Raw genomic sequence first — 13993 nt, 5'->3', positions numbered from 1 at the left:
CGAGAGGGATGCCGACGATGTCGCGGGAAGAGAACCGGGAGGCGTAGGCATGGCGAGGAAGACGTTGAAAGGCATCCGGGTGGGCGTGCTGGCGGCGGACGGTTTCGAGCAGGTGGAGCTCACCGTCCCCGTACGAGCGCTCCGCAAGCGGGGTGCGCAGGTGGACATCATCTCCCTGCACAAGGGCCGCATTCGCGGCATGAACCTGATGTGGCCGGGCAAGAAGGTCCGCGTGGACGAGACGGTGCACCGCGTGCGGCCCACCGACTTCGACGCGCTCCTCATCCCCGGAGGCTTCGTCAATCCGGACAAGCTTCGTCAGAGCGAAGAGGTGCTCGACTTCGTCCGAGAGTTCGACCGCCACGGCCGGCCCATCGCCACGCTGTGCCACGGTCCCTGGGTGCTCGTGTCCGCGGGACTGGCGAGTGGGCGCAAGCTGGCTTCGTGGCCCGGTATCAAGGACGACCTCCGCAACGCGGGGGCCCAGTGGATGGATGAGCCCGCCGTCCGTGATGACCGGTGGATCTCCAGCCGCGGGCCCCACGACATGCGCCACTTCATCAAGGGCATGGTGGCGCTCTTCGACGAGCACGCTCCGCGCAATCACCCGGTGGAGGAACGCTCGCACTGGGGTCGCTGGCTGTTTGCCGCCCTGCTGGGAATGGTGGCCATCCCCCCCATCCGCACGGCACTGCTGGCGCGATAGGCGAAGGCCCTCGGTGGGTTGATTCATGAACGCCACCGAATGTTCAGCCGGAGTTGAACACTCGCTTCGCCAGGGCTACCGTTGCCCGGATGAGACCCTGGACGCGGGTGGGGGGATTCTTGGTCGTGGCCCTGGTGCTGCTGGGGCCCGCTGTTGTGCGCGCATGTCTTCGCAAGATGCCCACGTCCTGGGAGATGGAGTCTCAGGAGGGTCGTTTCGAGCTCCTCCTGGAGACGATGCAGGTGGGCGCCTCATCACGTCCCTCGCTCACCCTGCGTGACCGGAGGGCTGGCAAGGTCGTGTGGCAGCGCGGGCTCGAGCATGGTGTCGAGAGGCAGTCCGTCCTTCTCTCGCCCGATGGCCGATACCTGGCCCTGGTCGACGCCCTGTCGAGCGAGGTGAGCATCCTCGGGCCCAATGGAGCCGAGAGCGGCCGTTGGTCCCTCGATGCACACCTCACGGAGGGCGAGCGGCGCAAGCTTCACAGCACGCTCTGTGGCTCCTGGTGGATCGGCTCGCCCCGCTTCGAGGGAAACGTGCTCACCCTGGTGGTTCCCATGGAGCTGCCTCCCAGCCATCCCGAGGCTCCGTATCCCGGTCCCGTCCCGGGCATTCGTTTTCGTATCGACCCGACCTCGGGCCACGTCTCCCGGGAGGAGCCTTTTCCCGAGATGAACATTGAGGCGCTCCTCCAGGAGTATGGGAAGACGATCTGGGACGACAAGCGGCGCGAGATCGTCAGGGGACTGGCGGCGTTCTCACAACGGACCCGGCGTGGCTCCAACCCCGAGCTGCGGCGTTTCTGGTTGGAGCTGGTGCGTGACTCCAGAACGAACGTGGACGTCTGGCGACAGGCCTTGGAGGGGCTCAGCGCCATCGGTACGGACGAGGAGATCCGAGGCCTGTTCGCGTCCCTTCTGCAAGCCGGCAACGCGTCGGCGGACCCCCTCTCCCCGGGTGCCCTCATGCTGCTCGAGCGCAGGTTTCCGGAAGAGGCTGTCCGCCAGTCCGTGCGTGTGCTCACGGAGCGGCCTCCCTCTATTCCGTTCGATTCTCTCCGCGTCTACGCCGTTTTCACGCTGGGGCAGCGTCCAGGGTCCGAGATCGACAAGGCTCTTCGGCATGCGCTGCGTGATCCGGCCCCGCTGGTGCGGGCCAGCGCGCTCTATCAGGTGTCCCAGCGGATGACTTTGCTCCAGGGCATCGAACTGGCGCTGCCTTTCCTCGAGGACTCCGAAGAGGTGGTGCAATACCGTGCTGCGTCTGTCCTGTGTGACCTGCTGCGTCGCGCGAAGGGCTCTGACCGGAGTGCTGCCCTCGAGCTGCTGCGCCGCGCCGAGGCCGGTGGGAAGTTGGCCCGTTTCCCCGAGGGGTTGATCCTCCTGGCGGCAGTTGCCGATAGGGCGGGGGACCGGGCCCGGGCGCTCGCTCTGTACGGGCGAGGCCTGGAGGCCATGGCGGACATTCCGGAGCAGAGGGGGTGGAAGACCTACAGCGTGCGTCTTGAGGCGAAGCTCCAGCTGGCGCTTGAAGCGAAGGCCCAAGGACGCAAGGAGGAAGTCCAGCGGCTGGCTCGGGAAGTGTTGGAGGATCGCTCCAGGAACGTGGAGGTCTGTGCCCCGGCACCGAACGTGTACCTGCCTTTCGGTCGTCCGGATGCCTGTGCCGCTCAGAAGACCGCGGCGGCCGTGGCTGCCGAACTGCTGGCCTCTCGCAAGCCGGGCGGCAACCCCTGAATTGTGTGCCAGGACCCCCCTTTCCCGGCTGTGTCAGACGGGGGATAACGGGGGAACCCCCGTGTCCAATGCTCTCCCAAGTGGGAGAGGGGGCCTGCACAGAGGAACGTGATGAACGCTCAGGAGCGCAAGGCGGCCTACCGCCAACGCGCGGAGAAGGGCGAGGCGGTTCCCGTCTCGGTCGTGCTCCCCGCCGACCTCGACACCCCGCTCTCCGCCTACCTCAAGCTCGGCGGCGCGCGAGGCTTCATTCTCGAGTCCTGCCATGGTGGCGAGCGCTTCGGTCGCTACAGCCACGTCGGCACCGCACCCTCCGGCCGTCTGCGGCTCGACCGCAACGGCGGCACCCTCTGGCGCGGCGACCAGTCGCAGCGTCTCGAGGGCAAGCCGCTCGACGTCCTGCGCTCCGTCTGGCGCGAGCATGCCGTCGCCAAGCTCCCCGGTGAGCCCCCGTTCGTTGGCGGCCTGGTGGGCTACCTGGGCTACAACTGCATGTCCTGGTTCGAGCGCCACGTGCCTGACCGGCACAGCCCGGACATCTCCTTCCCCGACTCCGAGTGGCTGCTGTGTGACGAGTTCGTCACCCACGACTCGCGCACTCAGACGCTGCACGCCACCGCCATTGCCCGGCCGTCGCGCCACGGCAGCGTCGCCCTGGCCCTCGCGGACGCCGAGGCCCGCGCGGAGGCTCTCGCCGAGCGTCTGCTGCGGCCCCTCCCCGTGGACGCCTACGTCCCGAATCCTCCCATGCGCGGTGAGGCGGAGGTCTCGGTCAGCTGGGACCGCGCCGGCTACGAGGCCGCCGTGGAGCGCGTGAAGGAGTACATCCGCGCGGGTGACTGCATGCAGGTGGTGCTCGCTCGCCGCTTCGAGGCGCGCGGTGCGCCTCCGCCCCTCTCGCTGTACCGCTCCCTGCGCCGCATCAACCCCTCGCCCTACCTCTTCCACATCGAGCTGGGCGAGGCGCGCGCGTTGGTGGGCGCCTCTCCGGAGCTGCTGGTGCAGGTGCGTGACGGGGACGTTGTGGTGCGCCCCATCGCGGGCACTCGGCGCCGCGGCACCACCGAGGCCGAGGACCTGGCGCTCGAGAAGGAGCTGCTCGCCGACGAGAAGGAGCGCGCCGAGCACATGATGCTGGTGGACCTGGGCCGCAACGACGTGGGCCGCGTGGCGGCGCCGGGCTCGGTGCGCGTCGAGGACCTGATGGTCATCGAGCGTTACAGCCACGTGATGCACATCGTCTCGCAGGTGCGCGGCAAGCTCGACGCGAAGTACGACGCGCTCGATGCCCTGGCGTACACCTTCCCCGCGGGCACGGTGTCCGGGGCTCCGAAGATTCGTGCGATGCAGATTATCGATGAGCTGGAGCCCACGCGCCGTGGACCCTACGCGGGCGCGGTGGGCTATCTGTCCTTCTGCGGCGCGCTGGACCTGGCCATCGCCCTGCGCACCTTCTTCATCGACGGAGACCGCACGCTGTGGGAGGCGGGCGCGGGGCTGGTGGCGGACTCTGTGCCCTCGAAGGAAGCGGACGAGACCGAGGCCAAGGCGCGGGTGCTCGCCACGGCTCTGAAGCAGGCGCGTGAAGGAGGTGTGCGGTGATCCTCGTCATCGACAACTACGACTCGTTCACCTTCAACCTCGTGCAGCTCCTCTACACGCTGGGAGCCGAGGTGAAGGTGGCTCGCAACGATGAGATCGACGTCGAGGGCGTGGTGGCCTCGGGGGCGTCGCACCTGGTGGTGTCACCGGGGCCGTGCACGCCGACGGAGGCCGGGGTGAGCATGGCGGCCATCCGCGCAGCGAAGGTGCCGGTGCTGGGCGTCTGCCTGGGCCACCAGTCCATCGGGGCCGTGTTCGGTGGCAACGTGGTGCGTGGGCCGGAGCCGGTGCACGGCAAGACGGCCTCCATCCGCCACGAGGGCCGGAGCATCTTCGAGGGCATGTCGCAGGGCTTCCAGGCGGCGCGCTACCACTCGCTGGTGGTGGACGCGGCGACGCTGCCGGCGGAGCTGGAGGCGACGGCGTGGTCGCCGGACGGGCTCATCATGGGGCTGCGGCACCGCGAGCGGCCGGTGGTGGGGGTGCAATTCCATCCGGAGAGCGTCCTCACCCCCGAGGGCCCCCGGTTGGTGCGCAACTTCCTCGAAGGCCGCCTGTAGGTCGCATCCCCTCCCTCTCCCTCCGGGAGAGGGTCGGGGTGAGGGGTTCCGTCCCGATCGGGTTGGCTCCGTGCAGGTGTGGCGGAGCCCCTCGGTAGTCGAGGCTGAAGCACTGCTGAAACCAGGCTTCGATGGCCTCTTTGCTCCGCAGCCGCAGGGTCTACCTGGCGACTTTGTCATGGCAGTGGCGCAGGAAGAACGCGGCGGTCATCGCCACATTGAAGGCCGTGATGCCGAGGCGGAGGCGGGCCGGTGCGATGCGGCGGCCGACTCGCGCGCCGACATAGCCGCCCGCCACCGCCGTCAGTGCCATCACGAGCGTCTGCGCCCACCAGACTTCTCCCGCGACGATGAAACACGCAACGGCCACGGTGTTCGTCGCTCCGACCAGCAGCGTCTTGGCCGCGTTCATCGCCTGGATGTCGCTGACGCCAAACAGACTCCAGACCGCCATCATCATGAGTCCGACGGCTCCGCCGAAATATCCGCCGTAGACCGCGAGGAGGAATTGCCCTCCGAGCAGGAGCGCCGGGCCGATGCGGATGACCTTCCGGAGCTTCTCGCCCGCCTTTCGCCCGAAGGCGAAGGCCAGGGTGCCGAACAGCAGAAGCCAGGGAATGACTGAGTCGAAGGTGGCCTGCGGTGTCAGCAGGAGCAGCATCGCCCCGGTCAGACCGCCGACCAGGCTCACCGGGAGCAGGGCTCTCACTGAGACGCCCTCGAAGCTCCTGAAGTCGTCACGATAGGCCCAGGCGCTGGCGAAGCTGCCTGGGAACAGTGCGACGGTGCTCGAGGCGTTGGCTGCGATTGAGGGCACGCCCGTCAGGACGAGCGCGGGGAAGGTGATGAACGAGCCGCCGCCAGCAACAGCGTTCATGGCACCAGCGAGGAAGCTGGCGATGGCCAGCAGCAGGTCGGAGCTCATGCACCCAGCTTGGAGGCGCTGGCAGGAAGGGACAATCTGGGATTGGCTGAGGCAGCCTTCGTCCCAGCCGAAGGCTGGCCATTCAAGACAGGGTGGGCGAGCCGTGATGCGTTTCGATCTGACGGACTTGAGGCTGTTCCTCCATGTGACCGAAGCCGGGAGCATCACGGGCGGCGCCGCGCGGACCCATCTCTCCCTGGCCTCTGCGAGCGCTCGCATTCGTGGCATGGAAGAGGCGCTTGGTGTTCCACTGCTGGAGCGAGAGCGCCGCGGCGTCCGACCCACTCCTGCGGGACGAACGCTGGTCCATCATGCGCGCACCGTGCTGGAGCAGCTCGAGCGGATGCGAGGCGAGCTGGGTGAATACGCTCACGGCTTGAAGGGCCATGTCCGCCTGATGGCCAATACCTCCGCGATGACCGAGTTCCTGCCGGAGGCGCTGAGCGCCTTCCTGGCGGACCACCCGAACGTCAATGTCGACCTGGAGGAGCGGCTCAGCTACGACATCGTGCGGGCCGTGGCCGAGGGGCTGGCGGATGTCGGAATCGTCTCCGACTCCGTCGAGCTCGCGGGCCTCGAGACCTTTCCCTTCCGCATGGACAGGCTCGTGCTCGTCACGCCGCGAGCCCATCCTCTGACGGCGCACCGCGAGCTTCGCTTCGCCGAGGTGCTGGACCACGAGTTCATCGGGCTGGCCACGGGAAGCGCGCTCCAGGACTACCTGTCCGAGCACGCGGCGAGGGCCGGACGCCGGTTGAAGTTCCGGGTCCGTCTGCGCAGCTTCGACGCCATCTGCCGGCTGGTCGAGCGCGGCATCGGCATTGGAGTGGTCCCCGAGACCGCTGCCCGCCGGTGCCAGAAGTCCATGGGAATCCGCGGGCTCCGGTTGACGGACGCCTGGGCTCAGCGTCGGCTCACGCTCTGCGTGCGTCGGTTCGCTGAGCTGCCCGTCCATGCGCAGCAGTTGGTCCAACGACTCCGCGCGCCAGCGTGAGCGGGGACGTTGTGGGCGCTCAATTCTCCGGAACGGTCTCGATGCGGAGCGCCTCGCGCGCGAAGTGGGCCATGCGCCCCATCAGTGCCTGCACGAAGTCCCGCGGGTTGCGACCGGAGAGGTCCGCCGCCGCCTCCAGCTTCTCCTTGCAACGCAGGTCGAGGCAGAGGTTCACGCCCACCCGGCGCTTCGAGTTCACGTCCGTGGTGAGCAGGCCGATCTCGTTCGACGAGCCATAGGCATGGCACCAGTCGCACATGTGAGACACCGCCCCGCTCCCCTGCGCGTCGCGGCGGAAGGCAATCCCCATCGGTCGCTTGTTGTCCGGCGAGGGGAGCACCAGGAACACCCGAGTCCCGGCCGGCTCAACCCACGTCAGGTAGTCGCGGACGAAGAGCGGGAACTTGATGCCCTCGGGGAGCTCAACCTTCTCCCGGTCCCGCGGGCGGAACGCCTGCAGGAGGTCTTTCTCTGTCTTGATCAGAAACATGCCTATCTCCTCGTGCTGCTGCCCGAGCTGTGCACCCCCTTCATAAGGGCTTCAGTGGAGGGGATGCACGCTTTCAAGCAGCACGAGTGCTCGGTGGGTCCGCTGGTGGGCGGCCCTCGGGCCTGTTCTCAACGCCGCGTGTCGCGCCGTTTCTGCTGACGGGCCTGCTCCGCTCGCAACGCGCCACCAATGCGTCGGCCAGCGACCTGGGTCATCTTCGAGACCGGGTTGCCCATCTTCTTGGGCTTGGCCGGACGCCAGTCGAGTTGGTGGCTGGAGAAGCGCTTGTGCCTCATGGAGTGAGTCCTCGCAGGTGAGAGGAGACAAGGCTGGCAGGAGCTCGAGCGCCTGTCAGCTCGTTCGCAGGCAGACCATCCATTATCAAGAACGCGGTACGGACTTCGTGGATGCCCCGGGGTCCTGGGAGCGCGGTCGTCAGGTAGCCCCGCGGCCATTGAAGGCATCGCCTACCCTGGAGGCCTGGCGCCGTAGAGCGTCTCCGCGCGGTGGAAGAGCACCCACGACGTGATGATGTACTTGTCGTTGGACTCGGGCCGGTTGCCCCGATGGGTGTGGGTGAAGCCGGCGGGGAAGATGAGCATCCGGCCTGCTTTCGATTGGACCTTCTTCTCTTGATAGAAGAACTCGGTCTCACCGCCCTGGCTGACGTCGTTCAGATAGAACTGGAACGCGAGCACCCGGTGCAGTGGCTCGCAGCTCGCGTCCTTCGGATAAATCTCCGAGTGCCAGTGCGGGTAGCCGCCCGTGCCCTTCACGTACTTCTGCACGTTGAGCTCGCCGTAGCGATACAGGAAGCCGACGAGCTGGTCGAAGGAGGCGTTTGCCAGCTCTTCGAAGTTCTCCCGCGTGAGCGTCACCAGCTGTCCCGTCTTCGGGTGCCGCGTTGACATGGAGACGGCGCCAATCAGGCTGTAGACGTACTTGCGCAGATAGCTCTTGAGCGGGGGAAACGCCGCATCCAGGAGCCGGCGCAGCACGTCCTGGTACTCCGGGAAGAGGTTGAGCGTGAGGTCGTGGCTGTCCTTCTTGGTGAGGTCCACGCCACCACCCGTACGGCCCCGGTGTACGTGGGTGCTCTTGTCGAACAGCTGGATGATTTCCTGGCACAGCCCGGGCGACAGGACGTCGTCATGGACCTCGATGAAATCGGTCATGGTGGCGGGAGGAGGTGAGAGGTTGCGCGAATTATAGATAAGATGGCGGCAGCAGAGAGGATACTCCCCACCATGCGCCGCTTCTTCGTGCTGTCGATAGCCACGACCCTCCTTGGAGGCTGTTCCTGTCAGGGAACGTCAGGCCAGTCCTCCTCTTCGATTGACGCCGGGCCCGCCTCGCCTCAGCAGGTGTCTCCTCCCCAGGCGGTGCAGCCCCCTCCCGCGCCTCCGCGGGAGCCCACCGCTTTCGAAAAAGCCACACAGCTCCACGCCCAGGGCCGGCTGAGCGGAGAGTCGGGCAACTTCGAGCAAGCCCTCACGTTCTTCCAGCAGGCACACGAGCTCGCTCCGGAGTGGCCTCTCCCCGTCTACGACACGGGCCTCACCTACATCTTGATGGGAGACATTCCCAAGGCTCTCGGCTTCTACGAGCAGGTGGACAAGATGGCGCCGGAGGGGTTCTCCGACACCAAGCGCGTCATCGAGTGCCTTCGTCGGGAGAAGGCCGGCCGCGTGCCCAAGGGGACGTTCCGGAAGTTCATCGACGCCATGCGCTCGAAGGACCAGGAGTCGTTCGAGAAGAAACTGGAGGAGCTGACACGGACGGCCCCGAATTTCTACCCCGCCTGGCGCGAGCTCATCTCTTACGGCAAGGATCTCGACGAGCAGGATCGCCGCCTCGCCAAGGCGCTGGCCCTCAAGCCCGATGCCGAGAGCAAGGGCGAGCTGCTCATCTACAAGTCGACCCTCCTGCGCCGCCGTGGCAAGGAAGAGGAAGCCCGCAAGCTGCTCCAATCGCTTGTCGAGGATCCCCAGTCCACTAAGAACACCGTCATCCGGGCCAAGGAGGCGCTCACCTTCACCCTGCCTCCCTGAGGCGGACCCCTCGTCGCGCCGCCGGGCCCGTTTCCCGCCGGGCCCGTGTCTGGCGCTGGGCTGTGTTTCGTGCCGGGCCCGAGCCCGCAAAGACAAACAGGAGCCGCGGCACGAAGCCACGGCCCCTGGAATTTCAAATCACAATCAGCCTGGGATTACAGCGAGCTCTTGTAGAGGAGCGGGCCGAACGACAGGCTGGTGGCGTTGGTCTTGATCCACGAGTCGACGGTGGCGGAGGACGCGTCGCCGTAGGTGCCCTTGTAGAGCGCGCCCACGCCGGCCACGTGCGGGGAGGCCATCGAGGTGCCGCTCATGGTGGTGGAGGTGCCGTTCAGCCTGGCCGAGGTGATGTTGGAGCCGGGGGCGTAGATGTCCACGCAGCTGCCGATGTTGGAGAACGACGAGCGCGTGTCGTTGCTGGCGGTGGAGCCCACCGTGGTGGCGGCCGCGGCGCCGGCCGGCGAGTAGTTGCAGGCATTGGCGCCGCTGTTGTTACCGGCGGCCACCGCGAGGAACACGCCCGAGTTGGCCAGGTTGTTCGCGGCGGTGTTCACGGCGGTGGAGGCGCCGCCGCCGAGGCTCATGTTGGCCACCGCGGGCTTGACGGCGTTGGTGCGCACCCAGTCCATGCCGGCGATCACGCCCGTGTTGGTCCCGGAGCCACTGCAGTTCAGCACGCGCACGCCGCGCAGCTGGACGCCCTTGGCCACGCCGTAGACGGTGCCGCCCACCGTGCCGCCCACGTGCGTGCCGTGACCCTGGCAGTCCGCGCCGTTGCCGCCGAGCGCGTCATACACGTTCGACGCGCGGCCACCGAAGTCCGCGTGGTTCGCCTGCAGACCCGTGTCGATGATGTACGCGGTCACGTTCGACGCCGTGGTCGTATAGGTATACGTGCCGTTCAGCGGCAGAGCGCGCTGATCGATGCGGTCCAGGCCCCACGTGGCGTTGGTCTGGGTCACGTCGGCCTGAACCACCGCGTCCTCCTCGACGTACTCGACGACGTCGGTGAGGCGGCGGAGGGCATTGAGCTGGCCCTCATTCAGTTCCACGGAAAAGCCGTTGATGATGCTGTACTCGTGACGGGGCGAGACACCCGCCAGTGCCGCCACGGCACGAGCGGTGGCGCCATCCTTCAGCTTCACAATGTACGAGCCGTCGACCCGGAGGCCAGGAGCGGCCTGGTGCAGCGGAGCGGCGGACTGGTCGAGTCCGTCGGTGTTCGGGTCCATCTCGCCACCGCAAGCGGCGAGCGTGAGAGCGGAACCAAGGAACAGCACGTTACGAATGGCGCGCATGGGAATTCCTTCCGCGAAACTGGGGATGGGGATTGGTTGGGGGTTTGCTGCGCGCGAGAAACTACGAAATCAGGAATCGGATGACAAGCCATTAAAACCATTTTCTTGTCTTTGCCGGCCTGATCTGGAAATCCAGTTTGGTGCAAAAGTTTTGTTTGAATGTATGTTGTTTGATTTAAAGACAGGGCACAGGGGGGGAGCCGCGCGAGGTGTTCAAGAACAGGTCGCCTGTCCGGAAAGCAGACACCGCTGTCTCTTATTGAGACAGCGGTGTCGGTGCCTGACCGTCACGGGCCTCTACTCTTCGCCCTTGGGCACATGTCCATAGAGCTGGCCCAGGATGTTGCTGCCCACCCCCCACTCCCGTCCGGCTATCGCGACACGGGTGTGCAGGCCGGTCTCTACGTGTTTCCACGTGAGGCCGCCGTCCTCGCTGTGGTGGTACCAGACGTCCGCTCCGTCCTTGAATGGGTCCCTGGCGTGGGTGATGACCCGGACGGTGTCGCCGGAGACCGTGAGCGCCTGCACCCGGTGGCGCTGCTCCGTGAAGGGAACCCACTGTGCTCCTGTCGCATCGCGTCGGAGGGCCAGCGCCTCGCCCACACGCCCTGCGAGGAACCCTCCGCTTCCAGCCTGTAGCTCGGCCCCTTGAAGGGGCTCGTGCGTCCAGCGTCTGCCCTGGTCCGAGATGCGGAAGAGCCCGGAGGGCCCAAGCAACCACACGGTCCCGTCCGCTCCCCGTGCGAGCCGCTCCGCAATGCCATTGCGTTCTCCCGGGAGGGCTACAGGTGTGTGCGTCTGGCCTCCGTCCGTGCTGACGTAGAACGCGTTCGTGCCAAGTCCCCACACCTCCTGCTCCGAGACGACGAGCAGGCTGGAGGTCCCTGGAACCACGCCGCGCTCCTCCCAGCTCCACCCCTCATCGCGCGAGCGGATGAGCTTGAAGGTCCGTTCCTCACTCCGGCTCGGGCTGGGTTGCGACAGCACGCCGAACCAGACGTCGTTGGCGCTGGCCATCGTGAGGAGCTTCCCCTCGAGGAAAGACCAGGGGCGCAGTCGGTCGGGACTGATGCGCCAGAGCGTGGTGCGCTCCTGCTCGAAGAGCGACGTCGTGTAGAACGCGGAGCGCTCGCCGATGAAGAGCTTGTCCGGCAGATCTCGATCGAGCTGATGCCCCACTGGCTTCCACACACTGTTGACCATGTCGATGCCGCGGCGGTGGCGGAACTCGTTGGTCCAGAGAAGTGCCTGGCCGCACATGCACATGAGGACGGGGCTCAAAAGGAGGAAAGCGAGGAGCTTGCGCATGGGCGTACCGGCTCAGTGGAGGCCGTTGTTCAGGAGCTGCTTCAGCATGAGTGACTTCAGCTCTTGCTCCATCTGCGCGAGTGGGAGCTGAACGCGGCGGCGCACCTCCTCGGACGCGGTCGCGGAGAGGATGTCACTCACGCTCTGGGGCTTCACCTCGCCGACGACCTTGAGAATCTGTTTCAGACCGTCCTCGTCCAGGATGTCCTGGAGGTCTGGCGTGCTGAGAATGGTCAGGAGATCCTGAGTGGGGAGCTCGAGGAGGCCTGCGTTCACATAGGCATCCACATGCGTGACGTAGGCGAACTCCTTGAACTTCTCCGGATCTCGCTCGAGTGTGGCGAAGTCCTCGGGGTGTGCGCGGCGCGCATCCTCCATCTCTTGCTGAAGATTCTTCAGCGCCTTGTCCCGCCACTCGAGTCCCTTGGGGGACAGCTGGTCGGGTCCGAGCGCCGTGAAGGCCTTGATGTACTTGTCTCCGTACTGAAGGTAGTACGGCGGTGGCGTCATCCCGGGATTGCGCGCGACAAAGTCGAAGTGGCGCTTGCGGTAGTAGTCCATCTTCCCCGTGGGGAACTCTCGTGGCGAGTTCGCGTCTGGGGGAAGAGAAGGGGCCTGGGTGACGGTGTTCGACCCTTGGGTGTTTGCCGTTCTGGTGGCTGGCGTGGACCTGGAGGACGGGGTCGCGTTCTGGACTTCGGCGAGCTCGTTTGAGGTAGGGGTTGTTCCACCGGCACGGGGGCCGGACACAGGGGTGGTCATGCGTCTGCTCCTGGTTGGGATTCTCCCAGCCCAGAGCAAGGCGCCTGCCAGAGGTCCTCTCCTCCGCCATGCCGTGAACGCGAGCGTGCGAGGCATCCATTGCGGTGGATGGTTCTTCCGCGTTCGTGGACGATCCCTGTGTCAGGTCCCGGCGTCAGCGCCTCCCCATCAGGGAGGATTCACCTCACGGAAGGGCAGCACCCATCCATGGAGGTCGTCCCACGGCCCTACCGTTGCCAGGTTCACCTCGGGGTCCACCAGCCGCTGGCGCGGTCGGCCATTGAGGCTCGCGAAGGCGTCCACGCGCACCTCCACCCCGGGGTATCCCCGCTCGGCGAAGTCTCGGGCCAGGTAGTGCGCGAAGGTCAGCAGCATGTCTGGCTGCGTGGCCATCATCTTCACCTGGTAGGGCGAGAGGTGCTGGCTCGGCGACACCACCCAGCGCTTCCCGGTGGAAGGCTCGCTGACGCGGAACTCGGCCATCCCGTCCTTCTCCATCAACATCACGTTCCACGAGAAGCGGAAGCCTTCCTCCGTCCACAGCACGTCGCCCGAGTAGAGCAGGTGTCGCAGCGGGAGGAGGAGCTGCACGGCGATGAAGGTCAGGGCCAACGTGGGGCCCACCCATGCGCGTCTCGCGGGCAGGGGCGGGGCGGCCTCGGAGCTGGAGGGGAGGGCCATGCGCCCGAGACGGAGCCGGCTCGCGAGCCGCCGCGGCCAGTCGGGCGGGAAGAAGAGCAGGGCACCGGCCATCATCAGCCACGGGAACATGCCGATGGGGAAGAGCAGCCGGGTGATGACGTGGAAGCCCACCACCGCCGCGTAGGCGAGCCACCGCGTACGCCTCCACAGCAGCGCGGGCACCACGCATAGGTCGAACACCGCGCCGGCGACGCTGAAGGCATGTGGCGCCCACGGTTGCTCGAAGAGATGGCCGAGCACCGGTAGGTCCGTGCTCGCCCTGAGCCAGATCTTCATCGGCTGCGCGTGGAGGAGCCAGTCACTCTTCAGCTTGGCTACGCCGCCAAAGAAATACACGAGGCCCACCTGGGCCCGGAACAGCCACAGCCACCACGCGGGCACGGTGCGCATCGCGCCCACCGCTCCTGGTGGGAGAAGCACCAGCAGCACCCCCACCAGCGAGATGAAGTAGTAGTGGTTGAGGTAGTACGTCTTGTCGATGAGGTGCGCGTACGTGAAGGTGAGCAGGAACGTGAGCGCGCTCGCCCGGTACGCCACGCCCAGCGTGATGCCCAGCGCCCCCAGCCCCATCAGCGCGAAGTGGAGGTACATGCCCACTCCCGGCCACGGGCGGATCCACTCCAGCCCCGCGTAGGGGAAGAGCACCTTCGGCGCGAGGTAGTGCTCGTGAATCCAGCCGTACGCGAAGAAGCGCGCGACTGCGACCATCATGAGCAGCCCGAAGAGGACTCGGTACGCCACCAGTGAGGCTGGGTCCACTGGCGCAAAGAGGGTCTCCCCGAGCCGCTCGCGGATGGCTCGGAGGGGGAACCCGGGGCGCGCGATACCCTCACCCCCGCCCCTCTCCCGGTGGGCGAGG

Annotated in this window: 14 protein-coding genes; 6 read left to right on the top strand and 8 right to left on the bottom strand. The window is 66.7% G+C overall.

Annotated elements, in window-relative coordinates; translation table 11 throughout:
* Positions 1-49: 49 nt before the first annotated feature.
* The 4 genes from F0U60_RS43830 to F0U60_RS43815 all read left to right on the top strand — a co-directional run bounded on the left by F0U60_RS43830 (position 50) and on the right by F0U60_RS43815 (position 4604).
* Complete coding sequence (locus F0U60_RS43830) at positions 50-706, top strand: type 1 glutamine amidotransferase domain-containing protein (protein ID WP_395809173.1); 657 nt, start codon at positions 50-52, stop codon at positions 704-706.
* A gap of 119 nt (positions 707-825) precedes the next feature.
* Positions 826-2442, top strand: coding sequence for a hypothetical protein (locus F0U60_RS43825; protein WP_395809171.1), 1617 nt, complete (start codon positions 826-828; stop codon positions 2440-2442).
* 111 nt (positions 2443-2553) lie between these two features.
* On the top strand, positions 2554-4044 hold the full coding sequence (locus F0U60_RS43820) for an anthranilate synthase component I family protein (RefSeq protein WP_395809169.1): 1491 nt from the start codon (positions 2554-2556) through the stop codon (positions 4042-4044).
* Entirely contained in the window at positions 4041-4604 is a 564-nt protein-coding gene (locus tag F0U60_RS43815; protein WP_395809167.1) for an anthranilate synthase component II, read from the top strand. Before F0U60_RS43820 ends, F0U60_RS43815 begins: the two co-directional genes overlap by 4 nt.
* A gap of 160 nt (positions 4605-4764) precedes the next feature.
* Here the strand turns inward: F0U60_RS43815 and F0U60_RS43810 are convergent, their stop codons facing one another.
* Positions 4765-5529, bottom strand: coding sequence for a sulfite exporter TauE/SafE family protein (locus tag F0U60_RS43810; RefSeq protein ID WP_395809165.1), 765 nt, complete (start codon positions 5527-5529; stop codon positions 4765-4767).
* Between the two features lie 106 nt (positions 5530-5635).
* Here F0U60_RS43810 and F0U60_RS43805 point away from each other — a divergent pair, with 106 nt between their 5' ends.
* A complete protein-coding gene (locus F0U60_RS43805; protein WP_395825700.1) occupies positions 5636-6523 on the top strand; it encodes a LysR substrate-binding domain-containing protein in 888 nt (295 codons plus the stop codon).
* 19 nt (positions 6524-6542) lie between these two features.
* Here F0U60_RS43805 and F0U60_RS43800 read toward each other — a convergent pair whose 3' ends face one another.
* The 3 genes from F0U60_RS43800 to F0U60_RS43790 all read right to left on the bottom strand — a co-directional run bounded on the left by F0U60_RS43800 (position 6543) and on the right by F0U60_RS43790 (position 8188).
* Entirely contained in the window at positions 6543-7013 is a 471-nt protein-coding gene (locus F0U60_RS43800; protein ID WP_395809163.1) for an FBP domain-containing protein, read from the bottom strand.
* A gap of 128 nt (positions 7014-7141) precedes the next feature.
* On the bottom strand, positions 7142-7309 hold the full coding sequence (locus F0U60_RS43795) for a hypothetical protein (protein WP_395809161.1): 168 nt from the start codon (positions 7307-7309) through the stop codon (positions 7142-7144).
* A 171-nt stretch (positions 7310-7480) separates the two neighbouring features.
* Positions 7481-8188, bottom strand: coding sequence for a 2OG-Fe(II) oxygenase (locus F0U60_RS43790; protein ID WP_395809159.1), 708 nt, complete (start codon positions 8186-8188; stop codon positions 7481-7483).
* 72 nt (positions 8189-8260) lie between these two features.
* Between F0U60_RS43790 and F0U60_RS43785 the strand changes: the two genes are divergently transcribed.
* Positions 8261-9064, top strand: a complete 804-nt coding sequence (locus F0U60_RS43785; RefSeq protein WP_395809157.1) for a tetratricopeptide repeat protein — start codon at positions 8261-8263, stop codon at positions 9062-9064.
* Positions 9065-9219: 155 nt separating this feature from the next.
* On the opposite strand, the gene F0U60_RS43780 is transcribed toward F0U60_RS43785, so the two are convergent.
* The 4 genes from F0U60_RS43780 to F0U60_RS43765 all read right to left on the bottom strand — a co-directional run bounded on the left by F0U60_RS43780 (position 9220) and on the right by F0U60_RS43765 (position 13893).
* Positions 9220-10362, bottom strand: a complete 1143-nt coding sequence (locus F0U60_RS43780) for a S8 family peptidase (protein ID WP_395809155.1) — start codon at positions 10360-10362, stop codon at positions 9220-9222.
* Between the two features lie 297 nt (positions 10363-10659).
* Positions 10660-11670 (bottom strand): hypothetical protein, encoded by a 1011-nt coding sequence (locus F0U60_RS43775; protein ID WP_395809153.1) that lies wholly within the window; start codon positions 11668-11670, stop codon positions 10660-10662.
* Positions 11671-11682: 12 nt separating this feature from the next.
* Complete coding sequence (locus F0U60_RS43770; protein ID WP_395809151.1) at positions 11683-12432, bottom strand: hypothetical protein; 750 nt, start codon at positions 12430-12432, stop codon at positions 11683-11685.
* A 168-nt stretch (positions 12433-12600) separates the two neighbouring features.
* Positions 12601-13893: an HTTM domain-containing protein gene (locus F0U60_RS43765; protein WP_395809149.1), complete on the bottom strand. Its 1293-nt coding sequence runs from the start codon at positions 13891-13893 to the stop codon at positions 12601-12603.
* Between the last annotated feature and the right edge of the window lie 100 nt (positions 13894-13993).

This window comes from Archangium minus, assembly GCF_044360475.1.
Classification (GTDB): Bacteria; Myxococcota; Myxococcia; order Myxococcales; family Myxococcaceae; genus Archangium; species Archangium minus.
The sequence above is the reverse complement of the archived record's forward strand: the minus strand, read 5'-3'. Positions and strand labels throughout refer to the sequence as shown.